Source organism: Rhodococcus sp. KRD162 (genome assembly GCF_017168335.1).
Taxonomy (GTDB): Bacteria; Actinomycetota; Actinomycetes; order Mycobacteriales; family Mycobacteriaceae; genus Rhodococcoides.
Genome location: NZ_JABFAU010000005.1, coordinates 563498 through 588460 on the forward strand (window position 1 = coordinate 563498; position 24963 = coordinate 588460).

General features: G+C 63.8%; 25 protein-coding genes. 12 read left to right on the forward strand and 13 right to left on the reverse strand.

Going from position 1 to position 24963, the window contains the following annotated elements; all coding sequences use genetic code 11:
- Window positions 1-9: 9 nt before the first annotated feature.
- Window positions 10-687 (reverse strand): TetR/AcrR family transcriptional regulator, encoded by a 678-nt coding sequence (locus J1M87_RS11065; protein ID WP_206489570.1) that lies wholly within the window; start codon window positions 685-687, stop codon window positions 10-12.
- A gap of 154 nt (window positions 688-841) precedes the next feature.
- Here J1M87_RS11065 and J1M87_RS11070 point away from each other — a divergent pair, with 154 nt between their 5' ends.
- The 9 genes from J1M87_RS11070 to J1M87_RS11110 all read left to right on the forward strand — a co-directional run bounded on the left by J1M87_RS11070 (window position 842) and on the right by J1M87_RS11110 (window position 9011).
- Complete coding sequence (locus tag J1M87_RS11070) at window positions 842-2041, forward strand: cytochrome P450 (protein ID WP_206489571.1); 1200 nt, start codon at window positions 842-844, stop codon at window positions 2039-2041.
- Window positions 2041-2238, forward strand: coding sequence for a ferredoxin (locus J1M87_RS11075; protein ID WP_206489572.1), 198 nt, complete (start codon window positions 2041-2043; stop codon window positions 2236-2238). Before J1M87_RS11070 ends, J1M87_RS11075 begins: the two co-directional genes overlap by 1 nt.
- Window positions 2235-3392, forward strand: a complete 1158-nt coding sequence (locus J1M87_RS11080) for an NAD(P)/FAD-dependent oxidoreductase (RefSeq protein ID WP_206489573.1) — start codon at window positions 2235-2237, stop codon at window positions 3390-3392. Before J1M87_RS11075 ends, J1M87_RS11080 begins: the two co-directional genes overlap by 4 nt.
- Window positions 3389-3778 carry a hypothetical protein gene (locus tag J1M87_RS11085; protein ID WP_206489574.1) on the forward strand — a complete coding sequence of 130 codons (390 nt, stop codon included), beginning with the start codon at window positions 3389-3391 and terminating at the stop codon, window positions 3776-3778. The genes J1M87_RS11080 and J1M87_RS11085 overlap by 4 nt, the downstream gene beginning before the upstream one ends.
- A 3-nt stretch (window positions 3779-3781) precedes the next feature.
- The gene (locus tag J1M87_RS11090) at window positions 3782-4540 is read left to right on the forward strand and encodes a 1-acyl-sn-glycerol-3-phosphate acyltransferase (RefSeq protein WP_206489575.1); all 759 of its coding nucleotides are present in this window, start codon (window positions 3782-3784) and stop codon (window positions 4538-4540) included.
- A 63-nt stretch (window positions 4541-4603) separates the two neighbouring features.
- The gene (locus J1M87_RS11095) at window positions 4604-5155 is read left to right on the forward strand and encodes a TetR/AcrR family transcriptional regulator (RefSeq protein ID WP_206489576.1); all 552 of its coding nucleotides are present in this window, start codon (window positions 4604-4606) and stop codon (window positions 5153-5155) included.
- Window positions 5156-5248: 93 nt separating this feature from the next.
- Window positions 5249-6841 (forward strand): GMC oxidoreductase, encoded by a 1593-nt coding sequence (locus tag J1M87_RS11100; protein ID WP_206489663.1) that lies wholly within the window; start codon window positions 5249-5251, stop codon window positions 6839-6841.
- A gap of 22 nt (window positions 6842-6863) precedes the next feature.
- Window positions 6864-8156, forward strand: a complete 1293-nt coding sequence (locus tag J1M87_RS11105) for a lipase family protein (protein ID WP_206489577.1) — start codon at window positions 6864-6866, stop codon at window positions 8154-8156.
- Between the two features lie 75 nt (window positions 8157-8231).
- Window positions 8232-9011 carry an EAL domain-containing protein gene (locus J1M87_RS11110; RefSeq protein WP_206489578.1) on the forward strand — a complete coding sequence of 260 codons (780 nt, stop codon included), beginning with the start codon at window positions 8232-8234 and terminating at the stop codon, window positions 9009-9011.
- Between the two features lie 23 nt (window positions 9012-9034).
- Here the strand turns inward: J1M87_RS11110 and J1M87_RS11115 are convergent, their stop codons facing one another.
- Complete coding sequence (locus tag J1M87_RS11115) at window positions 9035-9967, reverse strand: bile acid:sodium symporter family protein (protein ID WP_206489579.1); 933 nt, start codon at window positions 9965-9967, stop codon at window positions 9035-9037.
- A gap of 86 nt (window positions 9968-10053) precedes the next feature.
- Here J1M87_RS11115 and J1M87_RS11120 point away from each other — a divergent pair, with 86 nt between their 5' ends.
- Together J1M87_RS11120 and J1M87_RS11125 are read left to right on the forward strand one after the other, a co-directional pair.
- On the forward strand, window positions 10054-10434 hold the full coding sequence (locus tag J1M87_RS11120; protein WP_206489580.1) for a VOC family protein: 381 nt from the start codon (window positions 10054-10056) through the stop codon (window positions 10432-10434).
- A 195-nt stretch (window positions 10435-10629) separates the two neighbouring features.
- Entirely contained in the window at window positions 10630-11037 is a 408-nt protein-coding gene (locus J1M87_RS11125) for a hypothetical protein (RefSeq protein WP_206489581.1), read from the forward strand.
- 79 nt (window positions 11038-11116) lie between these two features.
- Here J1M87_RS11125 and J1M87_RS11130 read toward each other — a convergent pair whose 3' ends face one another.
- From J1M87_RS11130 to J1M87_RS11180, 11 genes are all read right to left on the reverse strand, one after another.
- Complete coding sequence (locus J1M87_RS11130; RefSeq protein WP_206489664.1) at window positions 11117-11599, reverse strand: GNAT family N-acetyltransferase; 483 nt, start codon at window positions 11597-11599, stop codon at window positions 11117-11119.
- A 197-nt stretch (window positions 11600-11796) separates the two neighbouring features.
- The gene (locus tag J1M87_RS11135) at window positions 11797-12825 is read right to left on the reverse strand and encodes a hypothetical protein (RefSeq protein WP_206489582.1); all 1029 of its coding nucleotides are present in this window, start codon (window positions 12823-12825) and stop codon (window positions 11797-11799) included.
- Between the two features lie 10 nt (window positions 12826-12835).
- The gene (locus tag J1M87_RS11140; RefSeq protein ID WP_206489583.1) at window positions 12836-13945 is read right to left on the reverse strand and encodes a glycosyltransferase; all 1110 of its coding nucleotides are present in this window, start codon (window positions 13943-13945) and stop codon (window positions 12836-12838) included.
- Complete coding sequence (locus J1M87_RS11145) at window positions 13942-15102, reverse strand: lipopolysaccharide biosynthesis protein (RefSeq protein WP_206489584.1); 1161 nt, start codon at window positions 15100-15102, stop codon at window positions 13942-13944. The genes J1M87_RS11140 and J1M87_RS11145 overlap by 4 nt, the downstream gene beginning before the upstream one ends.
- 13 nt (window positions 15103-15115) lie before the next feature.
- On the reverse strand, window positions 15116-16183 hold the full coding sequence (locus J1M87_RS11150) for a glycosyltransferase (protein ID WP_241256645.1): 1068 nt from the start codon (window positions 16181-16183) through the stop codon (window positions 15116-15118).
- On the reverse strand, window positions 16183-16800 hold the full coding sequence (locus tag J1M87_RS11155) for an acyltransferase (protein ID WP_206489585.1): 618 nt from the start codon (window positions 16798-16800) through the stop codon (window positions 16183-16185). Before J1M87_RS11155 ends, J1M87_RS11150 begins: the two co-directional genes overlap by 1 nt.
- Window positions 16797-17771, reverse strand: coding sequence for a GDP-mannose 4,6-dehydratase (locus J1M87_RS11160; RefSeq protein ID WP_206489586.1), 975 nt, complete (start codon window positions 17769-17771; stop codon window positions 16797-16799). Before J1M87_RS11160 ends, J1M87_RS11155 begins: the two co-directional genes overlap by 4 nt.
- Window positions 17768-18763 carry a GDP-mannose 4,6-dehydratase gene (locus J1M87_RS11165; protein ID WP_206489587.1) on the reverse strand — a complete coding sequence of 332 codons (996 nt, stop codon included), beginning with the start codon at window positions 18761-18763 and terminating at the stop codon, window positions 17768-17770. The genes J1M87_RS11160 and J1M87_RS11165 overlap by 4 nt, the downstream gene beginning before the upstream one ends.
- Window positions 18760-19920, reverse strand: coding sequence for a glycosyltransferase (locus J1M87_RS11170; RefSeq protein ID WP_241256646.1), 1161 nt, complete (start codon window positions 19918-19920; stop codon window positions 18760-18762). The genes J1M87_RS11165 and J1M87_RS11170 overlap by 4 nt, the downstream gene beginning before the upstream one ends.
- Window positions 19921-20327: 407 nt before the next feature.
- A complete protein-coding gene (locus tag J1M87_RS11175) occupies window positions 20328-21854 on the reverse strand; it encodes a cellulase family glycosylhydrolase (RefSeq protein ID WP_241256647.1) in 1527 nt (508 codons plus the stop codon).
- A 107-nt stretch (window positions 21855-21961) separates the two neighbouring features.
- Window positions 21962-23383, reverse strand: coding sequence for an O-antigen ligase domain-containing protein (locus J1M87_RS11180; protein ID WP_241256648.1), 1422 nt, complete (start codon window positions 23381-23383; stop codon window positions 21962-21964).
- A 110-nt stretch (window positions 23384-23493) separates the two neighbouring features.
- Here J1M87_RS11180 and J1M87_RS11185 point away from each other — a divergent pair, with 110 nt between their 5' ends.
- A complete protein-coding gene (locus J1M87_RS11185) occupies window positions 23494-24960 on the forward strand; it encodes a polysaccharide biosynthesis tyrosine autokinase (protein WP_206489588.1) in 1467 nt (488 codons plus the stop codon).
- Window positions 24961-24963 lie beyond the last annotated feature (3 nt).

Sequence of the window (24963 nt, forward strand, 5' to 3'; positions counted from 1 at the left end):
CGACCTTCTTCAGTGGGGTGCGCCGTCCGCGGTCGTGGTGAGATCGAGCGCGGCATGCACACCGCCGGTGTACGAGGTAGGAAGCTCTCGGCTGCAGAGGGTTTCGGCCTCGTCGGCGGATACTCCGAGGGCGCGTAGAACTCGCTGGGTGGTGCGGTCGACTGTCGATTCCTCGTCGCGGTCGGGTTGCTCCAGAAGCAGTCGGCCCATGGACAGCAGGGCACCGGCCACCAAGGCGAGCGCGAGATCGGCGTCCTCGACATCGAATTTTCCCTGGGCTGTTGCCGATTCGATGTCGCGGCGCGAACGTGGTGCGAGGCCCCCATCTGCGGCGACTGCGGCGGCTTCGGAGTTGAGTAACACCCTGCTCAGTTCCGGCTCGAGCCGGAACAGGCGTCCGGAAAGTCGAAACGACTGGGTGAATTTCTCGACCGGGTCGTGCAGATCGACGGTCAGTGAGTCGAGGTAGTCGCCCACCGATTCCAGGGCGGAGTCGATGGCCGCCTGCCACAGCTCTTCCTTGCTGTCGAAGTAGTTGTAGAAGGACCCGTTGCTGACGTCGGCTGCCTGGGTGATGTCCAGGACGGGTGCGTTGGTGTTTCCCGTTGCCAGGAATCCCTGTGCAGCTCGCACCAGCGCGGCCCTTGTGCGTGCTTTCCGGCGCGCGACACGGCTGCCTTCGACCACGATCTGCTCCTACTCGATGAGGTTTGTTGAGGAAAAGCCTAGTCGCGAAATTATGACGATTTCGTCAATGTCCTTGACTGTCGACAGCGTCATGGGTGACGATATCGTCATTATTCGAAGACCGTCACCCCCAACGGGCTGCATCGAGGACTTGATGAAAACCACTGTTTCGATACCGCGGTATCCCACCGACATCTACTCCACCGACGCGATCCTCGATCCGTATCCGCACTACGCGCGACTGCGTGCGCTCGGCCCGGTGGTGTGGCTCCCGAAACAGCAGGTGTTCGCCATCTCGCGCTACGCAGAGTGCAAGCAGGTGCTGCTCGACGACGAGACCTTCATCTCCGGCGATGGAGTCGCGCTCAATCCCGTGGCCAACCGGCTGGGCCGTGGGACGACCCTCAACAGTGACGGCGAGGAGCACTCGAGCAAGCGTTCGGTGCTGGCCCACCGACTCACCCCGAAGGCCGTACGAAAGATGAGGCAGGCGGTCGAGGAGAAGGCGGAGAGCATCGTCGATGCCGCGCTGCACAAACGATCGGTCGACGGTGTGGACGATCTTGCGACGGCGTTGCCGATGTCGATCGTCCCGGATCTGGTCGGGTGGCCCGAGGACGGCCGCGAGGATCTGCTTCGATGGGCCGGAGCGACATTCGACTCCCTCGGACCCGTCAATCGGCACTCGATCACAGCCGCGAGGGGTGCCGCAGAAATGTTGTCGTTCTCGAGGCGGGTGGTCAGAGAACGATCGGTCATTCCGGGGAGCATGGGTGCCGACGTCCTCGAGGCCGCCGACGAGAACAAGATCGCCAAGTCCGCGTGCCCTGCGCTGATGGTCGACTACCTCGGTCCCTCGCTCGACACCACTATCGGAGCGATCTCCGGTGCCCTGGATCTTTTCGCTCGGCACCCGGACCAGTGGCAGGCAGTACGGCAGAACCCGGACCTGATTCCCAATGCCGTCAACGAGGTCGTGCGCTACGAGTCGCCGATCAGGGCGTTCTCGCGTCGAGCAATGCGTGATGTCGAGATCGCCGGATCGACAGTGCCGCGAGGTGCCCGCGTCGTGGTCGTCTACGCGTCGGCCAATCGTGATGAGCGCGAGTGGGATCGTCCCGACGAGTTCGATATCACCCGGGATGCTGCACGCCAACTGGGCTTCGGATCCGGCGTGCACGGCTGCGCGGGACAAGGTCTGGCACGACTGGAAGCGCAGACCATGCTGCAGGTGCTCGCGCGTCGAGTCGACCGAATAGTGCCTGCGGGCACGCCGAAACGGGCTGTCAACAACATCATTCATCGATACGAACGATTGCCACTGGAGTTGGTGGCGGCAGAAGGGACACAGTGATGAGGGTCGACGTCGACTGGGATCGGTGCGAGGGCCATGGTATCTGCGCGGAGCAGGCACCGAAGGTGTTCGAGCTCGATGACGAAGGCGAATTGCACTACGCGTTCGAGGGCAAGGAGATTCCCGAGGATCTGGCGTCCTCGGCTCGGTCTGCGGTCGGCGTGTGCCCCGTTGCGGCACTGCGAGAACAGGCGTGAGCTCTTCGGGCCGAGGGATCGTCATCGTCGGAGATTCGATCGCGGGGTGCACTGCCGCCCGTGAACTGCGTGCCCGCGGGCACGGTGGCCCGCTCACCATGATCGGTGCGGATGCGGACGGTTGCTACGCCCGGCCCCCGTTGTCGAAGCATGTGCTCAAAGGTGAAGCAGCAGAGGCCGAAACGTGGGATCTCTCTGATCTCGACATCACCACGATCGGCGATCGCGCGGTGTCGGTGGATACCGAATCGCGCACGGTATCCACCGCCGGCGGCACCCACGTTCCCTACGACTCGTTGATCGTGGCCAGCGGAGCGGCCGCACGCCGCATAGCCGGTCCGGATCAGGCGGGCGAGACGGTGTTGCGGACATTCGATGATGTGCGGGCGCTACGCCCGAAGCTGGAGGCGGCGAGTACGGCGATCATCATCGGCGCAGGCTTCCTCGGCATGGAGGTCGCCAGTGCGTGCGTTTCCCGCGGTATCGAGGTCACCGTCGTCGACGTCGACCCGCCGCTGAAGCGCCTGCTGGGTTCTTTTCTGTCCGACGCGATCTCCGCGCGTGCCGAGGACGCGTCGGTCCGGTTCGTTCGGACGGAGAGCCCGGTTTCGCTGTCGGGCAGACCGGTCACCGGCGTCGAGTTCGCGGGCCGCACACTCGAGGCCGATCTGGTGGTCACCTGCGCAGGCGATGTGCCGGAAACAGCATGGCTGGCCGGGGCCGGTATCGCGGACGATCGAGGTGTTGCTATCGACGAACGCTGTGCGACAGCATGTTCCGGAGTTTTTGCGGCCGGAGATGTAGCCTACTCTCGCACCGGCCCCGGTCGAGCCCCGTTCTGGTCCAATGCTGTCGCTCAGGGAAAGGTTGCTGCGGCCTCGGCGCTCGGTATCGAGCCCGCGTGTGCACCCACCGACGACTACTTCTGGACCGAGATCCTCGGATTGTCCATCAAAGTCGTCGGACCACTTCCTCTCGACGGGAAGCCGACCGTGCTCGAAGGTTCGGTGCAGCAGGGATCGGCCCTGCTGCAATGGAATCACCGCGACGGGCGCACCACCGTCGTGGCCTTCGGTATCAAGAAACCTGTCGGCCTGCTCCGGCGGCTTACCCGCGGCAGCGTTGCCGCCACCAACCAAGGAATTCACTCATGACAATCGGCAACACACTTGTTCGGCGACTTCCCGACATCGTCGGGCTGGGCCGCGCTGCGATCGGGATCGCCCACATGATCGCCCCCACCAGGGCCAACGAACTCCTCGCCGGTTCCGACGCGGCGGTGGCAACCACCCGAGCTGCCGCGCGCACCTTCGGAATTCGTGAGATCTACATCGGCGGCGGGCTCTTTGCCGCAACCCGATATGCCCCGGCGGCGGTGCGGCCGCTGCTGCGGGCGGGGGTGGCGGTCGATGTGTGGGACACCGCAGCATTCGCACTCACCGCGCACCTGCCGCAACGAACGAGGACGGCCGGTTGTGCGATCGCAGGGGGCTTCGCGATCGCCGGTGCCGTTGCCGACCTGCAACTGGATCGGCGGTAGGCAGTGCACTGGGCCGCGCGGGCGTTGCGAGCAGCGAGCGTCGATGCCGTGCGCTTCTATCACCGACTCGAAGTGTCGGTGGCGCACCCGGTTCCGGACACCCCGGTGTTGTTCGTCGCCAACCATGGGTTCGGCGGCGTCATCGATCTCAACGTGTTCGCGTTCGCCGCCGCGTACGACGAATTGGGTGTCGATCGTGAGTTGATCACGCTGACACACCAGATCGCGTGGACGCTGCACGTCGAGAAATTGATCGAGCCCTTCGGCGCTCGGCTCGCGGGCATGCAGACGGCACTCGATGCGTTCGAGCAGGGCAACAACGTACTGGTGTTTCCCGGGGGCGATGTCGATGCGCTCAAGGACTGGAGGCACCGCAACGAAATCCTCTTCGACGGGCGCACGGGCTTTGCCCGGTTGGCTGTGGAGGCGGGGGTGCCGATCGTGCCCGTGGTCACTGCAGGAGCGGGCGAGTCCCTGCTGGTACTCGACAGTGGGAGGCGCTTGGCGAAGGCGCTCGGGTTGGACCGAGCGTTCAGGCTCGAGACATTGCCGTTGTCGTTGTCGATTCCCTGGGGTCTCAATCTCGGTATGGTCGGAATGCTGCCGTACCTGCCGTTGCCCACGAAACTCACGACCTCGGTATTGGAGCCTATGCGTCCGGGTGCCGACGAGACGGTCGAGGAGTTCGCCGCGCGGGTGCACGTGGTGATGCAGGCCGAACTCGACGAGATGACCGAGGATCGGCGACCCATCATCGGATGATGGCTACGCCTGTGCTCTGCGTAGTGCGTGAGCCCCGTTCGCCTGAGGGGTCATAATCGGACCATGCGGTCGAAGCGCAAGATTCTGGATGCGACGCTCGAGTTGATTGCCGAGTCCGGCTTCGAGAGTGTCACCATCGCGGCCGCTGCTCGCTCTGCCGGGGTGACGCGGCAGACGGTGTATTCGATCTTCACCACGCGCGAGGACATGGTCTCCGAGGCCATGGTGGGGCTCGTCGTCGACGTCATCGGCGGGATCAGGGACAAGGCCGATCAGACCGAGACTGCGTCGGAGTTCGTCGTCGAGACGATTGTCGCCGCTCGCAGCCTGATTCGCGGTGAGCCGGTCCTGAGCTCGTTGTTGCGCTCGGACAACGCGAACCCAATCTTCGATTCGGACATGATGGATCGAGCCGTGCCGGTGGTGCGTCAGTTTCTCGACGGCTACATCGAACGCAATCCGGGATTCGATTCGTCCCTGTTCGACGGTATCGAAGCGGTGCTGGTGCGAAACGGGCTGGCGGTGATCCTTTTCGACGATCCTGTCATTCAGGAGGACGACGGACTTCGTCGTTATCTTCGACGCTGGCTGGTTCCGGTCCTGCCGTTCGGCTGAAACTTGACACTTCTGCGCTGTGCTGTCTAGTTTTGCACCGCGCATGTATGTGACCCGGGTCTCGATGCGCGGTCCGAAATCATGGGGGGAAAGTTGTCGAATTTCAGTCGCCGTTCGTTTCTGGGTGCCACCGCAGCAGCCGGTCTGGCCGCCGCGGTATCGGGTACCGGCGTGGCCCGGGCCGCCACCGGTGCAAGGACGCAGATTCCACTGACCCGCGAGGACCATCGCGTGGTCATCATCGGATCCGGCTTCGGTGGTGGCGTCGCGGCGTTGCGCCTGGCCAGTGCAGGCGTTCCCGTCCTGGTGCTGGAGCGAGGACGTCGCTGGCCCTCAGGGCCGAACTCCGACACCTTTCCCAATCCACTGGCACCGGACAAGCGCGTCCTGTGGTACGGCTCTAGCCCCAACTTGTTCGGAAAGCCGGTCCCGTTCGATCCGTACGTGGGCCTGCTCGAGGCGGTTCCCGGCGAGAACATGACTGCACTGTGCGCCGCGGGTGTCGGCGGTGGATCGCTGGTCTACCAGGGAATGACGTTGGAACCCGCGCAGCCGGTGTTCGAGGAGTTCTTCCCCGCCGGTCTGGACTGGCCCACGTTGCACAGCACGTACTACCCGCGAGTGGCACAGATGCTGCAGCTCGAGCTGGCCCCCGACGAGCTGATCGATTCACCCAACTACCGAGCGGCGCGAGTGTTCGCAGCCAACGCACGTAGAGCGGGTCTGCCCGTATCGAAGATCCCGATGCCGATCGACTGGAACTACGCCCTCGACGAGATCCACGGGCTGGTGAAACCGTCGTACACCGACGGTACCGGTGCATTCGGGGTGAACAACGGCGGCAAGCATTCGGTCGATGTCACCTACATCGCGGCAGCCGAGGCGACCGGACTCGCCACAGTCGCGACACAACACAATGTCACGAGCGTCGAACGCGCCGACGACGGCCGATGGACCGTGCACGTCGACAGGATCGATTCCGACGGAACGGTGTTGGAGAACAAGATCCTGACCACCGGTGCGCTGATCATGGCGGCCGGTAGCTTGAACACCACGAAGCTGCTCGTCAAAGCCGGAGCCAACGGTTCGATCCCCGATATGCCCGACGAGCTGGGGCAAGGGTGGGGCACCAATGCCGATCGAATCTACGTGTGGTCGAGTCTCGAGCAGGAATTCGGTACACCCCAAGGTGGTCCGGTGGTGTTCGGCAGCCTCAACTGGGACGACCCACGCACTGCACACACCGTCATTCAGGCATCGATACCGTCGTTGGGATTCGATGCTCGCAGCACCATGATCGTGGGCTACGGCGTCAGCGACGGACGTGGGCACTTCGCTTACGACTCCGCGCGCGATTGCGCTCAGTTGCATTGGCCGGTCGAGGGAGACTCGGTCATCCAGAACGGTTCCATCGACCCGTCGGTTCGGCGCATCGCGGGCCCGGGCAGCATCCTGACCGACACCAACGCGATTTTCCCCTCCACCTGGCACCCACTGGGCGGGGCGAACATGGGACCGGTGTGCGATCTCGACGGGCGCGTACACGGCCAACCCGGTCTGTACGTTCTCGACGGGGCCCTGATGCCCGGCAACACCGCGGCCTGCAACCCGTCGATGACCATCGCTGCGCTGGCCGAGCGTGCGCTGGACAACATAGTCGCCCGCGACGTCGGTTCCGTTTTCTAATCCCCTCTGCAGAAGGACTCCAATGCAGCTGTATCGCACCTTGATCGGCGTCGCCGCCACCGCTGTCCTCGTATGCTCGTCGAGCGTGCTCGGAGCCTCGGCGGCGCAGGCGGATCCCGTCGACGATTTCTATATTCCTCCGGCCCAGCTCGTCGACGACCCCGGCGCGGTATTGCGGACACAGCCGATGTCGTTGTTCGCCGCGCTCCCCGGCCCGGACGGCGGCTATCCCGTCCAGGCCCAGCGAGTGCTGTACACCTCACGGACACAGGACGATACGCCGGTGGGAGTGTCGGGAACGTTCATCGAGACCGCGGTGCCGTGGCGCGGAGCGGGCCCACGGCCGACCATCGTCGTCGCACCGGGCACGGTAGGACAGGGCGATCAGTGCGCGCCTTCAAGGGCCTTCCCCACCACGATCAACGCTGTGGCGCAACCACTGTCGATCTCGTTCAATCAGGAACTGCTGTCCTCGACGCTGTGGGGGTCGATGGGGGCCAATGTGTTCGTCACCGACTACATCGGGCTGGGAACACCGGGAATTCATACCTACGTCAACCGCGTCGAGCAGGCACATGCGGTTCTCGACGGTGCTCGCGCCGCGAACGAATTGGCCGGCGACGCCGACGCACCGGTCGGGATCTGGGGCTACTCGCAGGGCGGCGGAGCCGCAGCCGCTGCAGCCGAACTCGCGTCGGAGTATGCGCCCGGGCTGAATATCAAGGGCACCTGGGCCGGAGCGCCGACAGCTGATCTGCTCGAGGTGTTGAAGACCGTCGACGGAACGTTGATCGGAGGCGTGATCGGCTACGCGCTCAACGGTTTCGTGGAGCGAGACCCCAGCCTGTTGCCTCTACTGGACGAGCGGTTGACCGACCACGGCAAGGCGGTACTCGCGGATCTGTCGACTCAGTGCATCGGCGACACCATCCTGAAGTATCCGTTTCTACGCACCGAGACACTGACATCGAACGGTCAGTCGATGCTCGCGAACCTGGCCACCATCCCACAGGCGGGACCCATTCTCGATGCGCAGCGGATCGGTCGCAGCACTCCGAATGCACCGGTGCTGATCACCAGCGGTCTCAACGACGACACCGTTCCGTACGGTCAGGCCAGACAATTGGCCCAGGACTGGTGTGGACGAGGCGCTTCGGTCGAGTTCCGCACCAATCCGCTACCTCCGATACTGCAGGGTGCTGTGATACCCAACCACTTCGGCCCGCAGTTGATCGACGGGTACGGCGGCGAGGCTGCGACGTTCTTGATGGACAGGTTCGCCGACGTCCCCATGGCGACATGTTCGCTCGACTGACTGTCGAGCAGCGCGCCGAGGGCTCTCTCACGGTGGCCGGGCCGGCACTGAGTCCGGTCATTGCACTACGGAACCGTGTTGTCGACTAAGGGTGCCTCGACACCGCTGCATTCGACGCTGTTGCGCTCGAGGCGGCGGGTGGAGGCGGTCATTGCCGGCGGTGGTCCGAGTATCGTCTTTCAACCGATCGTCCGTGGGCACGACGGTGCCGTGGAAGGATACGAGGCCCTGTCTCGCTTTCCTCCCGGTGGCGGCGACACCGAAGAATGGTTCGCCGATGCAGCCCACTGCGGCCTCGGCCCTGCTCTCGACAGATCGGCCGTCGTCAACGCATTGAAGGAATCCGCGCGTCTGCCGCAGGGCCGCTTCGTTGCGGTGAATCTCAGCGCAGCAACGCTGTTGGACGATTCGACATTCGTCGATCTGCTGATCGACTTCGGTGCGCGTCGACCACTGGTCATCGAGATCACCGAGCATGCTGCCCTCGACGACGAGGACGCCGTGGTCGATGTGCTGGCCGAACTCCGGCGCGGCGGGGTGTCGATAGCCGTCGACGATGTGGGCTCTGCGTACGCCGGTGCGCGGCAGCTGGTGGTGCTCGAGCCGGAGATGATCAAACTGGATGCGTTCGTCGTGCACGATATGAAAGGCAATCGAGCGAAGTCGGCCCTGGCCGAACTGGTGCTCGAGTTCGCACGAAGGACCGATGCGAGGTGTGTGTTCGAGGGCATCGAGACCGACGAGGATCTCGAGACGGCCAGGATGATCGGGGCCGATCTGCTGCAGGGTTACCGAACCGGCCGCCCAGAGCCGGCGGCTGACAGCGGCGAAATCGGGTGCAGTCAGCCGCGGTGAGCGCGGTCAGCTGCACCCGATTTTCACTTGATCGTCGAGCGACGCGACCAGTAGCTGGCCAGCAGTGACCCGGACACGTTGTGCCACACCGAGAAGATGGCTGCGGGCAGGGCGGCCGCGGGGCTGAAGTGCACCGACGCCAGCGCTGCGGCCAGTCCGGAGTTCTGCATTCCCACTTCGATGCTGATCGCTCGTCGGCTGGCGACGTCGAGTCCGCATGCCTTGCCGATGCCGTAGCCGATGGCGAGTCCGAGCGAGTTGTGCAGCACGACGGCGAGGACTATCAGAGCGCCGATGGACAGCAGTGTCGATGCGCTCGCAGCTACGACGAACACGACGACGGCGGTGATGCCGGCGACCGAGATCAGCGGCAGGGCGTCGAGCATGCGATTGGTGGTTCTGGGAAACAGCAGTCGGAGAACAACTCCCAGCACGATGGGCACCAGTACGATCTGCAGGATCGAGACGAACAGTCCTCCTGCGTCGACCGGTAGGTACTCACCGGCGAGCCACAGCACCAGCAACGGCGTGAGTATCGGTGCGAGCAAGGTCGATACCGAGGTCATGGCCACCGACAGTGCGGTGTCGCCTTTGGCCAGGTAGACCATCACATTGGATGCGGTACCGCCCGGTGCGGAGCCGACCAACACCATTCCGGCGGTCAGCGCGGCAGAGAGGCCGAGGAGATTGGCGATGCCCAGTCCTACGAGGGGCATTACGAGGAACTGAGCGGCCACACCGAGCAGAAGTGCCAGGGGGCGACGGGCGACCACGGCGAAGTCGGAGAGCCGCAACGTCATTCCCATACCCAGCATGATGATCGAGAGCAGCCACGGCACCGCCGGTGTGCCGCCGCTGAACGTTTCGGGGGTGATCAGGGCCAGGGCTCCGGCCGCAACGACGATCAGGGCAAACCACTTGCCGGTGAATTCGCTGACGCTCTTCAGCTTGGACATGTGGTGACTCCAAAGGTGGTCGGGCACGGCGTCGCGAAGTCTAGCCCTACCCTTTTCGAGGCTGTCCCGGGTGTACATTCGCGCTCATGGCATGCCGAATCAGTGAGCTCGTACTCGATTGTCGTGATCCTGAGGCCCTCGCGACGTTCTGGTGTGAGGTGTTGGACTTCGTCGTATTGGACAGGGAGGGCGACGGTTCGGTGGAGATCGGTGCGCGCGACGGGTTCGGCGGCACCCAGCCGACCATCATTCTCAGTCCCAGCGAGAACCCCGAGAAGGCGAAGCCTCGGCTGCACATCGACGTGAGTGCGACCGATCGGGATCAGGCCGCGGAGCTCGAACGACTCCTCAGCCTCGGCGCGCGACGAGTGGAGATCGGTCAGACCGGCCAGGAGTCCTGGCATGTATTGGCAGATCCGGAGGGCAACGAATTCTGTTTGCTGCGAGCGCGACTCAGCCCTGTGTGAAGCGGGAGTGGACGGACATCAGGAGGATGTCGCTCGGCCGACGGAGATACGTGAGCTCGTAGACGGTCACCTGGCTCCACCACGTCAGTGACGCGTGGCTTGGGACATCGAACAAGACCGATCGGCCTTGTTCTGGCAGAATCGTGGTTACGCTGGGTTCGACCACAACCGAAGGACGACGAACATGACGCCACCGTGAACAAGTTCTCGACGGTGGCACTGCTGATCCTGTTGGGTGCGGCCGGGACGTTCAACGGGGTGTCGCTGACCTCGGACCCCTCCGGGCGGTCGTTGGGCTTGGATGTCGGGATGCTTCCGTCCTGGCATACCTGGGACTACCGAATCTCCGGGTTGTTCGTGCTGTTCTTTCTCGGACTCGGACCGTTGATCTGCGTGGCTGCCGTCCTCGTCGACGCCTCCGAGGCCGCGGTGTATGTCGTGTGTGCGGGGCTGGTGACCGTCGGCTGGGTGGTGTGGCAGATCGTCGTCCTCGACATCGACGCTCCCCGCGCCCAAGTCCCCCTCACCATGCTGGGGATCGCGTTGATCGCCCTCGCAGTCGGCCAGTTGCGTGTTCGGGCCCGCGATCGAAGCCGGCAATAGCGCCCAGTCAGAACTGCTATCGCTGGGCGAAACCCCACCCGAGTGGTGCACGTTGCTGAGCCTATGAACCCCGCACCGCCTATGAACCCCGCACCGCATCGAACGCGGGCCGGTTGCCGATCTGTTGTCTCCACTGCGTAGCCGTGATCTCGTACAGGACCTCGCCTTCGTCCGCGCCGGGCAACGGGTCCTGCCACTCGCGGACGTGCGTGCGCACGTGATGCATCCCGATCTTGGTCATCACACCCCGTGACGGGTAGTTGACTGCCATTGTCTCGGCCCAGATCCGTTGCAGTCCAAGCGTGCGGAATCCGTGGTCCAGCAGCAACAATGCTCCTTCTGTGGCCAAGCCCCTCCGCCACTGTCGGCTCATCACCCGCCAGCCGATCTCGGCCTGATCGCTGCTCACGGGCGCGTCGACTGTCGAGTCACTGCGGCCGAGGTCCCACCAGCCCAGAAAGGTGCCGCCCTCGAAGCCGACCCACCACCCGAGCCCTACTCGGTCGGCAACCGGTGCCGTCGTCGGCGATTGATTCCGAGGCGAGACGACACCGGACCCCAGGGTTCAGTATCGAGTCGAATGAGCGGGATGCCGCGTATGGATAGCGATCGTGAACCGTGAGGTGCGCTCGCCGGACCGCCCCGAGGCTGAGTAACCTCACACCCCTGCTGCACGGTGCGCGCCCTGCCTATGAGTTGAACTCGGGAGCGCGGTTGGGAAAAAGGGTGTGAGGTCCCGAATCCGAACCCTTCAGCGATTCACGAACCCCGCACCACATCGAATGCGGGCTTGTGGCTGAAGTCGAAGCGCAGCAGTCCGTAGTTCTGTTCCGCATCGGCGGGGTCGAGTCCCGAGTCGCGCAGGGAGTGCACGAACACCGGGCCGATGTAGGGCAGTGACGACGCCTTGCTCAGGCTGGAGCCGATGATGGCGGCCTGCGCGTCCTCGGTGACGGCCATCGGACTGTTGCCGGTGGGTGCACCGAGTTCGGTGATCCAGATCTTCTTGCCGCCGTCGCCGTTGGCCACCATCGTGCCGTAGGCCTGATCCACCTGCGCCCATTGGCCGTTGGGATCGTTCTCCACAGTGAAGGGGAAGGTGTAGGGATGCAGGGCGACGGCGTCCACGAAGCCGCCGGCTCCAGCGGCATACATCTGCTGCAAGAAGGTCACCGGTGCGACGGTCCAGGCACCGACGTTCATGGTCGTCGCCAAGCCTGCGCTGAGCACGGTGGCTCCGGGGTCGGCGTTGTGGATCGCGGGGTAGGCGGCGCGCAGCAGGCTCGTGTACCGGACGGCGTCGACGGGCGCGAAGAACGTCGGGATGTTCGGCTCGTTCCACACCTCGTAGCTGTCGACGCGATCGCCGAGATGGGCGGCGGCTGCTCCGGCGAACGTTCCGAACGTCCCGGCGTCCAGGGGAACTGCGCCGGGAAGTGGGGAGGCGATTCCGCCCTGTGCCCACCCCGGAGTTCCGCCCAGCACAGCGAGTACCGAATAGCCCTGCGCCCTAGCGGCATTGATCACGCGATCGGTGTTGCCCCAGTCGAACACTCCCGGTGTCGTCTCGATGGAAGCCCAGTTGACGACCACCCGCACCCAGGAAGCACCGATCTCGCGTCCGGCACCGAGTTCGTTGTTCAGCGTGGCGTCGTCGAGTGTGAGGAACGCTGCGCCACCGGTGAACCCGAGTTCGTCCGTGGGCGATGCCTGGGCGATGGGTGCCGAGACGCCCAGTGCGATGGTGGCGGCCGCGGCGACGGTGAGCAAACGGGAGCGCAGGGTCATGGCGATCATCCTATGGTTTCGTCAGAGGGGCGCTGATCAGTGCTTCGACGGTGGTGTGGGGTACACGATCGTGCCAGCGTGCGGAGTTCAGTTCGTAGATGCGGTTACCGGCCTTCACCGCGGCGGTGCGGTCGAGGAGGTAGCGGCGGCATTCGGCGACGAACTGCTCCTTGTCGTCGAACGTCGGTAGCTCGAAGATCGAGTCGAGTGACCCGACGGCTGCCGAGGTTCCGACCACCGGAAGGCCCTTGCTGGCGGCGTCGAGGATCTTCACGCGTACCCCGCCGCCGGTGGCGACGGGCGCGATCAGTGCGCGGCAGGTGCCGAGAAATTCCTGTAGGTCGTCGACGAAGCCCAGGTCTCGTACGCCCGCGGGGTAGACCGGGTCCTTGGCTCCGGGAGCTTTCGCGCCGATGATGCACAGTTCGGCACCGTCGATGCCCGCGGAGATGGCAGGCCAATATTCCAGCGCGATCTTGAACGCTTCCTGGTTCGGTGGCCAGTCACGCGTACCCATGAACACCAGTCGCTTCGCGGTCTCGGTGAGGTCGAGCTGTGGTGCGGGTTCGAGAGTGAGGTCGATCCACCGGGCATCGCGAACACCGTTGTCTCGGTACATCTGTGCCTCGTCGGCGTCGTATGTTCCGACGGCGTCCGCCGCGAGTGCGACGCGAATCTCGTCGCGCAGGATGCGTGGAGCCTCGATGCGGCCGATCAACCCGCGGGTCACCTTCCACACCTGCGACTCGGTGTTGACGGTGTTGATCGCGAACGGTGACCCGAGTTTGGTCGAGCGCAGAAACGACTCGGCCATGTAACTGTGTTCGGCCACATACACATCCGAGGTGGACGCGTCGATGGCCTCGCGGAAGGCGTCGACGTCGTAGCGTCCGTGCACCACCGATCGAGTGGGTCGGATCGACTTCAGCAACAGCTGCGTATCGACCTTCGGCTTGGGGACGCGTACCACATCGGGGGTTTTCTCGGTCTCCTTCGACAGGCAGATCGAGCGGACCTCGAATGCCTCCCGGGCGAGTTGCATCATCAGGCGCGAGAGCGCGATGTCGCCGCCGTGTTCGGTCACGGGGTCCTTGGACAGCAGAAATGTTGCACGTCTCATTGCCGCACCTCTCCTTTCACCAAGTCTTGTGTTGGCGCAGCGCGATACAGGGCGCGCATGAACCACACGAGCAGAACGGCGTCGGTGATCACCGACGCCACCGCGGCGCCGACGGCACCGAGGGGGAACAGGCACAGAACGAGCAGCATTTTCAGTGGAGCCAGTGTGGCTGCCGCCATCACTCGGGTGCGATCGCGGCGCTGCAGGTAGAGCACGGTGGTGAACACGTGGTTCATCACGCGCATCACCACGAACAACGACATCACCACCAGCGCACCGGCGATCTGCGGGGATGCAGGGGTGAAGAACAGCACCAGACCGGCCACCAGAAGAAGGGAGCCGGCGGCGCCGCCGAGTAGTGCAGTGTGCTTCAACGCCGGGCCTGCGCTCACCAGTCCGGATGCTGCACGCAGCTTTTCGTGGAACGTGTTGCCGAAGGCCTGGCCGATGAATGCCACTGCCCAGGCGGTCACTGCGGCCACGGAGTAGTAGCCGGCAATGGTGGAATCGGTGAGGAATCCGAGTAGCAGCACGTCGCCCTGGATGTAGACCGCGTTGGCGAGGTTCTCCGAGAACAGCATCGATATCTCGCGCCAGGATCCGGGCAGGCGCGGAGCCGCGACTCGGGTCTGCAACGCGGCCAGTACGGCAATGACGAAGTACGGCGCGGCATAGAGCAGGCTCGCCACCGTCAGTGACGGATCGGGAACGACGAACAGGTAGGCCGTCGCCAGCGCGATGGACGTCGCTTGCCGGCTCGTGTCCAAGCGCTGGGTGAGATCGGGGCGGCCGTCGCGCAGGGCGCGGCTCTTGTAGGCGTTGAACACCAACTCGCCGCCGCCGACGACGAGGGCGAACCAGGCGATGTAGCTGACCTGCACCAGGCACAGTCCGCCGACGATCAGCGCGCTGCCGGCCAGGACGCGAGTGGTGCGTTCGCTCAGAAACTCTCGTTCGCTCACGCGGATGGAGCGCACAGTGAACGGATGATCGAGTGGGGCGGCGATGATGGCGGCGAGCGCAAAGCCCATCGCGTATTGGCCGTAGTCACCGATGCCGAGTTTGGCGATCAGCGCGATGGTCCACAGCAGGCCGATGCCTCGCCCGCCGTAGGTCCACAGGGCCGCGATTCCGGCCTTGAGCATATTGCCGTTCATGTAGACCGCCGCATCATTTCGACCACACCGCCACGAAGTTCTCGGCGACCAGATCGGGTGAGTTGGCGCGCCGCAGCGTCTCCACCTCGCGTCGCAGTCGGGTCAGTGCGGCTCGGTCGGTGACGAGGTCGGCAGTGGCGTCGGCGATCTCGTCGGTTCCTCCGCTGACTACCAGTGCGCCGCCGTCGGTTTCGGACAGTGCGCCTTCTTCGAGGCAGACGACCGGGGTTTGGTAAGCGATGGCGCGGCTCACCGAACCGGATGCCGGGAACGCGTCCCCGTAGATGGATCGTTTGCCGTAGGGCACCACGAGGGCGCGGATGGAGGCGAAGAAGGCGTCCTCGTCCGGGCCGTTCACTTCGCCGAGTATCTCCACTCCGTCGACCGGGTCGAGCAGTTCGGTTCCGCGGCCGGCGATGCGGATGGCGATGTCGCGGGGGAGTCGGTCTCGAAGCTGTCGAAGCTGATCGAATCCTTTTCCGCGATAGACGAATCCGAACATTCCCACGGCCATCGGCCGATCCTCGGCTGGGGCGATGTCGGGGCGTTCGGGGACGAAGTGCATCACGGCTTCTGCCGTCGCGGCCGGGTAGCTGCGCTCGAGGGAGTCAGTGCCGGAGCGGGTGAGAGCGAACAATGTTCGACGCCCGACAACCCAGCGTTCGAGCCGACGCCACGCCGCTCGAAGCGGGTAGTGCAGGCCGTGGTTGAGAACCTTGTTGCCGGCCAGGAACTTGGTGCGTGCCGGCCACCAGACGATGCCGGGTGGGTCGTGTACGGTCGCGGTCACCTGCGGGTTGCCGGTGAGCCGGGCAGTCGCCCAGAACGGCATCACCGAGCCACCGCTGAGTTCGCAGTGCACGATCACTCGTTCCGGATCGACGTCCACCAGATCCTGAATTGCTCTGCGGTGCCGCAGGATATCGCGTATCGAGTGCGACCCGGGGCCGTCGTGGCGGTACTCGATCACCTCGGCGAAGTGCGGCCGAACGGCAGCGGCGAAGTCGTCGGCATAATCGCCTACACCGCCCTCACCGGATCGGGGGGCGATGTAGACGAGTCGGCAGTCGCGCAGGATCATCAGTAGAAGAGCGGCCGATACTTCGGACGGTAGGCCAATGCCGCGGGGTCTCGCATGGCACGGACCTTGGCGGGCACTCCGGCGACAACTTCGAGTTCGCCGACGTCTCCGCGCACCATCGAGCATCCGCCGACGACGGCACCGCGGCCGAGGGTGACCCCGCTGAGAAGGGTGCTGCGACTGGCGATCCACACATAGTCGCCGATGACGCAGGGTTCGAGGATGGGGGTGAACTCCGGCGAGTTGTGATCGTGGTAGCCGCCGATGATGTGGGTGTCGCTGGCGATGACGACGTTGCTACCGATGGTGATGCCTCCGCGGGCGTCGAGCATGCAGCGGAATCCGATGGAGCAGGCGTCGCCGATGGTGAGTCCCTCTGGATCGAGGATGGTGGTGCCGCGGAAGATCGAGACGTCCTTGCCGATCGTCGCGCCGAACGCGCGCAGGAAGGTCTGCCGAATCCAATGTGAGGGAATGTAGGTGACGATCATGTTGAAGCCGAGTGTGCCGACGCGGTTGCGCAGCTTCCGCTTGAACGTGATGTCCTGCATCTTGTAGTCGGACACGTCGTAGAGCTCGGGCTTGGATTCTCCCACAGGCTTTTCCACCGCAGTCATGCTGCCATCTCCTCGGTCATGTCGAATTCGACCATCGCCTCGACGATGCGATCGAAATCCTTGGTCGGTGCCCAGCCCAGGAGATCCCGGGCCTTGGTCGCGTCGCCGACCATTCTTGCCGAGTCGGTGGGCCTGAGCATCTCGGAATCCGTGCGAACGTAGTCGCGCCAGTTCTCGATACCCACGGCTGCGAACGCAGCGGCCACGAAGTCCGCGACGCTGTGAGCCTGGCCGGTGGCGACGACGAAATCCTCGCCCTTGCCGTAGTCGGCCATCGCCGCCATCGCATCCACGTAGTCCGGTGCCCAGCCCCAGTCGCGTACCGAGGTGAGGTTTCCGAGTTCGAGGGCGTCGAGGGTGCCGCGGCTGATCGCGACGGCCGCCTTGGTGATCTTGCGCGTCACGAAGGTCTCCGGACGGCGGGGAGACTCGTGGTTGAACAGGATGGCGTTGGTGGCTTCGAGTCCGCGAGCTCGATATACCTGAACCATATTGTGACTCAGTGCCTTCGACACGCCGTACGGTGAGGTCGGCGCAATCTGGGTCTCCTCGTTCTGCAGAGAGACTCCGGAGCCCGCGAAGATCTCGGCACTCGATGCGTTGACCACCACGATGCGTTTGCCCGATGCCTCCTGCTGAATGAAGCAGGCATCGAGAAGTGCCGCGGCCGAGAGCCCGTTGACCTGGGTGGTGAGCACCGGGTCGCACCAGGAGCGCCATACCGACGAGATACCTGCGAGATGAAAGACGTAATCGGGCTCTATCTCGCGAATCAGAACCTGCGCGACGCCAGGCTCGCTGATATCGACGCCGTGTTGTTGGACGTGGCCGTCGACCGTGGCGTCGTGTCCGCCCGGTTTGGCTACACCGTGAAGGGCCCAGCCTCGTTCGAGCAGGAGCTCGGCGAGGTAGCCGCCGTCCTGTCCGGCAACTCCGGTGATCAGTGCGGTCGGGCGCTGCCCGGTGTTCATGCTATTGCAGCCGTGTCGGGTGACAGTTCGGCGAGATCGTTCTGCACCATCATCGAAACCAGCTCGGGAAAACTGACTTTCGGCTTCCAACCGAGTGCTGCGTGGGCCTTGGCGGAATCACCGACGAGCAGATCCACCTCGGCGGGCCGGAAGAAGCGGGGGTCGATCTTGACGTAGGGCTCCCAGTCGTCGATGTCAACTGCCGCGAAAGCATGATCGAGCAGCTCACGAATCGAATGGGTCTCGCCGGTGGAGATGACGTAGTCGTCGGCCTCGTCCTGCTGCAGCATCAGGTACATCGCTTCTACGTAGTCGCCTGCGAAGCCCCAGTCGCGTTTGGCATCGAGGTTGCCCAGCGAAATCTCGCTCTGCAACCCCAGAGCGATTCGGGCAACGGCCTGGGAGACCTTGCGTGTAACGAATTCCGGTCCACGTCGCGGTGATTCATGGTTGAACAGAATGCCGGAGCTGGCGTGCATGCCGTAGGACTCGCGGTAGTTGATGGTCATGTAGTGCCCGTAGACCTTTGCGACCCCGTACGGCGAGCGGGGCCACAGCAGGGTCTCCTCGCGCTGGGGAACTTGCTGGACCTTGCCGAACATCTCCGAGCTCGAGGCTTGGTAGAAGCGCACCTGCTTGCCTGCCACCTGCTCGTAGAGCCGGGTGGACTCGAGCATGTTCAGCACGCCACCGCCGGTGACATCGGTGGTCAGGCGCGCATTCTCCCAGGAGTACGCCACGAACGAGACGGCCCCGAGGTTGTACACCTCGTCGGGGTCGGCGACGGCGAAGGCGCGCATCAGTGCCGACAGGTCGAGCAGGTCACCGTGTAACACCTCCACCTGGGGCAGCACCTGCTCGATCATGGCTGCCTTCGGATTGTTCTGTCCACGAAGGAGACCGAAGACCTTGTAACCCTTGCTCAGTAGCAGCTCGGCCAAGTAGAGGCCGTCCTGCCCGGTGATGCCGGTGATCAGTGCGCGCTTGGTCATCGCGACGCTGTCCTCTCGATACGTCCTGCATGAATGTCTGTTACTGCGGCGTACAACTCGGCAGCAAAGCGTTCTTCGCTGAACTGCTCCACATGGTTCTGGATCTTCGACGGTTCCCAGTGAGTTCGCTCCAGTGCGCCGACCGCTTCGCGGATCGAATCTGGTTGCGGCTGATCGAAATACACTCCGGTAACGCCCTCGTCGACGGTGTCGAGGAATCCTCCCCAGCGCAGTACGGCACTGGGTTTGCCGTGGTAACCCGCTTCGATGGGGGTCAATCCGTAATCTTCATAGCTCGCGGCGACCAAACCGTTACAGCCCTGGTAGAGCCAGGTGATTTGACCCGAACTCAGATCGCTGAGCATGAGTACGTTGTCGGACTTGAGCTTTCGTAGTCGATCGGCCTCGGGACCGCGGCCGACCACTATCAGCTTGCGATCGGTTCCGGCGAATGCAGCCATCACCTTGTCGACGTTCTTGTACGGCAGCAGACGCGAAATGCACAGGTAGTAACCGGAATCACCGAGCCACGCCTGAACCTCGGGTATCGGTTCCTCGGGGGCGGCCTCGACGGTGAACGGTGCAGGCAGCACGGTGGATGTGATGCCGTAGGCGTCGGTGATGCGCTGTTGCACCACGGTGGAGATGGCCAGATAGCGATCGGCCGACAAGGCGGCTCTGCGATCCCATATGCGTAGCGGATACGAAAGTACTGCGAGTGCAACGCGTTTGAGGAGACTTCGTGATTGCCCCAGGTACATCTGAGATTCGTACAACCATCGCGCGGGTGAATAGCAGTAGACGAGTGTGCGTCCGGACGTGCGGAAGCCGTGCGCCCAGCCGCTGGTGCTGGTGAGCACGACGTCCGCGTCGATCTCGATCGAGGACGAGGCGAACGGTAGGAGCGGGAGCGCGGCGCGGTGGTTCTTGCGCAGAAATCCGATTCGGTTCAACGCGGATGGCCGGACGTCCAGGTTCGCGAACTCGGGAAACGTCGTGCTCGGCTCGAAGAGTGTGGTGTAGATGGGCGCGTCGGGGAACGCTCGCGCCATGGCCAGCACGACCTTCTCGGCACCGCCGCGTTGGGTCAGGTAGTCATGCGCAATGGCTACGCGTACGCCGTCATGACTCGTCATGTGTTCGCCCGGTGTTGGCATGCCGAAAGATGCTGTGGCAGATGACTATTGTTCTTCATGGGCTACCCATCGTCTCGAACCGCACTCGAATAGAGCTGTGGGGGCCATCTCGCACTCCGATTCGGCTCCAGGTGCTTCGGTGCACGTGGAGCGTCGACTACTCGGTGTCCCCCGACGAGACGTGCGAACGACTGACATGATCCTGCCACGAAAAGTCATTCATTCGCTGTATATGAATATCGCTTTCCACGAGAAATGGAAAGCCCAAAGTGAGGTTGTTCACAAGGCGAAGCACATTAGCGAAAAGTGGAAACTCGCCCTTTGCCGAGATTTAACGTAGCCGAAATGTTTGCTTCGAGAAACGGGCAGCTTCGAACCGAAATCGGCGACGCGCACAATGGTTGAATCTCGAACAATGGCGAGTGAATTCAGCGGGTGACGGTGGCTCCGACCCAGGGAGCCCATGTGATGGCACCGTACTGAAATGTCACCCGCACGCCGCCGCCGTACTGCGGTATCTCGTCGCTGGTTGCCGGGCCGAGGGTGGGATCCCAGGCACTGAAGATGCCTCCGCCGATGTTGTGGGTGCCGCCGATCGCGGTGGAGAACACGCGAAGACCATAGGGGCTGTCGAAGTCCTGGTAGGTGCCGTTGAAGGGCGTCGTCGGAAGGAATCCCGTGTAGCGCACCGCCTCGGCGACTGCGGTGGGCACTCCCACGAACCCGTTCGGCATCTCGTACACCACCGCGTCCTGGCGGTACTGGGCCCAGGTGTCGCGGATGGGGAACACCGGGCCGAGGACGGATCCGAAGGTATCGGGTGCGGCGGCGAAACGGTTGTACTCGGCCGTTCGCGGAATATTGGTCTGCAGCAGGCTCATCAGTGCCCACAGTGCAGGCTTGGCCGACCAGTCGGTGCGGAGCAGGCCGAAGGTCATCTCCGGGTCGTTGCTGCCGGTCTGCTGGTCACGGAGCTGATAGAGAAAGATCGGCCCGGTGTAGGGCAGCTCGCGCCACTTGGTGACGAAGTCTGCGATCATCCCGCTCTGCTGGTCTTCCGAGGCCACGGCGGTCGGGACGCCGTACTCGGTGGCCCAGATCTGCTTGTTTCCATCGCCGTTCGCCACCATGGACGCACGCATGTCCATCACTTGCCGGGCCGGTGAATGGTCGACGTACGGGCCCTCGGAGAACTTCAGTGAGTACTGGTAGGGGTGGTAGGACAGGGCGTCGAAGTATCCCGCGGCACCGGCCGCGTACATCTGTTCGAGGAAGTCGACGGGATTGACGATTCCCCAGGCCTGTTCGGCCGCGCCCAGGACGCCGCCGACCACGGTGGCGGACGGATCGGCGGCTTTGATCTTCGGGTACGCGGCCTCGAGCAGGTCGGTGTATCCGGCCGCGTCGGGTTGCGGTGCGTAGAACGTGGCCCCGTTCGGCTCGTTCCAGATTTCGTAATCGGCGACCTTGCCCGCGTACCTGGCTGCCACCTGCCCTGCGAAATCGCCGAAAGCGGCGGGTGAGGCCGGACGGGTACTGATCGGTTGGCCTACCGGGGAGGTGGCCCAGGGCGGGGTGTAGGCGATGATGCCCAGCATCGAGATGTTGGCCGCGTGCAGCTTGTTCACCACACGATCGACGTCCGTCCAGTTCAGGTTGCCCTGGGTGTATTCGACGGTCGACCACGGGATGGCGATGCGCATGGATTTGACGCCCATCGCGGTCACGAATTGCACGGTGGTGTCCAGCTCGGCATCCGTCGCCCAGAGCAGACCGCCCCCATCGGAGATGCCGACACCGGGTGGGTTCGGGGTGGCTTCGGCGCGCGATTGTGCGCCGACGAGGTGATCGGGTGAGGTGACTATCGAGGTTGCGCCGACGGACAGTCCGGCAGCGACGATCAACACTGTTGCCGCCGAAAACATTGTGCGGAATCCACTGTGAATTCGAGCCATCTTCAATTCTCTCCACCAGGGGTCCGTACCGCCGTTCGACGGGCCGGTGCGGGAATTGTTGCACTACAAACGATTTTTTGTACAAATTGCAACAATCATTCCGATGGTTATGAAACTGCCGGTCGAGAACCTTCCGCCGAAAGCAAGTTTTCCGTTTTCGAAGCCGTCCCGTTGTCGTCGTCGAGCTTGTTTTCGGACGACTTTTCCCATGCGTAGACGAGAAACGCATACATCACCGAAAACGCCATCGTGGTGGCGGGAATGGTCACCACGGGGAAGTCGAGTTGCAATGCGACCACGGCGAAACCGATCATCGCGCCGCCGTAGAAGCCGTACTCCCAGCGCTTGGCTCGCAGCAGTGTGTACCCCACGACGGCGATGACGACCAGCACCGCCACGAAGGCGATTCCGGCGACCAGGCCGCCGCGGTAGATGGTCAGCAGCGGGGTGTTGGCCACGTAGTTCACCTCGAAAGCGACCACAGGGTCTTTGAATTCCGGACGGCCCCAGCCCAGTCCGAACATCCAGTGCCCCTGCATATGGCCGGGAAATTCCACCAGCGCATCGCCGCGTGCGCTCGAGCCGGCATCTCCACTGCCGAACGACGAGAACACACGATTGCGCACGCTCGGTACGGCCAGAGCTCCGAAAAATGCTGCCGCGAATGCGCCGATCATGGCGAGTCGGTCGCGGGTGCGCAGTTGCTGGAACAGGAACATCAGCCCGAGGCCGAACACCACCGAGAACAACGCTGCCCGTGAGAGCGTCAGCACGATCGACAGGAACAGCAGTGCCGCAAGTGCTGTGCGGAGGTAGCCGCGGAGCAGCAGGATGCACAGCATCAGTGCCAACACGAATCCGATGCCGGCCGCGTTGGGGTCGATGTACGTTCCGGCCAGGCGAACGGTGGTAGCGCCGGTGGGGCTGTAGACGAATCGGGTGCTTTCCTCCTCGCTGCCGTAGCCGAATATCGACAGGTAGCGAATCAATTTCCCGGCGGGGTCGGCCACGAAGATGAGCAGGGCGAACGCGGCTGCGCCCGAGGCTGCGTAGACGTAGATCCGGCCGAACAGGGCCAGTTCGTCGCGCGGCATCCGCAACAGGCAGACCAGGACGAGAGTCGATATCAGCCATTGCCCGAACTCGACGTAATCGGCGATTGCGCCGCTGGTTGCAAACAACGACAATGCCGAAAGAACGATGAGCGCAATCATCGGCAATTCAGGCCATGTGATGTAGCTCACTGCTGTGCGGTGGATCACGGTGGCGAGAACGACCGCAATGCCCAACGCGAAAACCAACGGGGCGTGAACGCCGGGTACATAACCGAACGGCAGTGCCCCGAGTGAAAATGCAAGAGCGCGAGTCAGATACAGCGGATGACGTAGGCCGATGTACGCTCCCACGGCCAGCACGACGAGGGCGAACGCTCCCAGTTTCACTGGTGTTCCGCCCACGATCATTGCGAATGTAACGAAAACGGGAACAATCGCGATGGCTGCCGCACCCACTCGTTGCGTGATGCTCATAGCCTCTGATGTTGTCACGCTTTCACCCGCTCGCAACATGTACGTCGTGCCGAATCGTTCGCTGCGCTTTATTCTTTCCCCTTGACCGATGTCATTCGATAGGAGCACACGTGGAGATTCGAGAGTACGGACGGATTCTTCGCGCGGGTTGGTGGATCGTTGCGCTCGCAACGGTCATCGGCATCGCCGGAGGCTGGGCCTACACGTTCTTCACGACGCCGCAGTACCAGGCATGCGCCCGCTTGTTCGTCACCACCGAGGGTGGCAGCTCGGTCGGTGAGGCGTATCAGAACAATCTGTTCTCGCAGGAACGCGTGAACTCCTATGCCGGATTGGCAACCAGCACACAGGTTGCCCAGCGCGCGGTGGACCAGCTGCAGCTGGGTATGTCGGCGGACGAGCTGCGTTCGCGCATCACCGCGACGCCCATCGACAAGACGGTGTTGCTCGATCTGTGTGCCACCGATCCCGACCCTGCGGTCGCGCAGGTGTTGACCAACGCGGTGGCGGGTCAGCTGACGCAGCTGGTACAGGAACTCGAAACCTCCCAGCGTGGCGGCAATCCGGCAGCCGGTGCCACCGTTGTGGACCAGGGCGATGTTCCGTCCTCACCCATCGGCATCGGTCTGACGACCGTCCTGGGATTGGGCGGTGCCATCGGGTTCGTCATCGGAATCGCACTTGCTCTGCTGCGCGGCCTGTTGGATCGCTCCATTCGGGATCGCACTCGGGCAGAGGACATTTCGGGTCGCTCTGTGCTGGGCGGGCTCCCGATCGATGCCACGCGTCCGAAATCGGCGGTGGCGTCGATGACGAAGATGGGTGAACCGCTACGCGCGCTGCGCACCAACATTCGTTTCCTCGGCGGCGGTACTCCACCTCGTGTCATCACCGTCACCAGTGCATCGGCGGCCGAAGGGCGTACCAGTACCGCAATCGATCTCTCTGCAGTTCTCGCCGAGGCGGGGCACAGCGTCCTTCTGGTCGGCGGCGATCTGCGCGACGCGGCTTTGGGCACTCGCCTTGGCATCGAGCAGAACAGCGGTCTGTCGACGGTGCTCTCCGGCGAGGACAGTGCCGAGGACGCCGTCCAGCGCGATGTCTTCGACGGGGTGTCGGTGCTTCCTTCGGGTCCGGTGCCCCCCAATCCCAGCGAGCTTCTCGGATCCGACCGCGCGCAGGAACTGCTCGAGGCTCTCCGCAGTGAGTACCGATACGTCATCGTCGATACCCCACCACTGCTCGAGGTCACCGACGGCGCGATCCTCACCGCGTTGGCCGACGGCACAGTGGTTCTCGCGCGTACCGGACGCACCACTCGGGAGAAGTTGCGGCGTGCCATCAAGGTGCTCGACGGGGTCAGCGGGGTCGTGCTGGGCGTCGTCACCACCTTCGAACCCTCGGCCCGACGCCTCCGCGGTGGCAAATTCTCGCCGTCGGAGGTCTCCTCGAACGGTCCCTCCTCTGACACGGATTCTGCTTCTACTGCCGATTCGGCTGCGCCGGCCAGTTCCGTGGCAGTGAGGCCGACGCCGGCCAAGACCGACACTGCGAGTTCCTCGGCGAGCAGGGGATAGTTT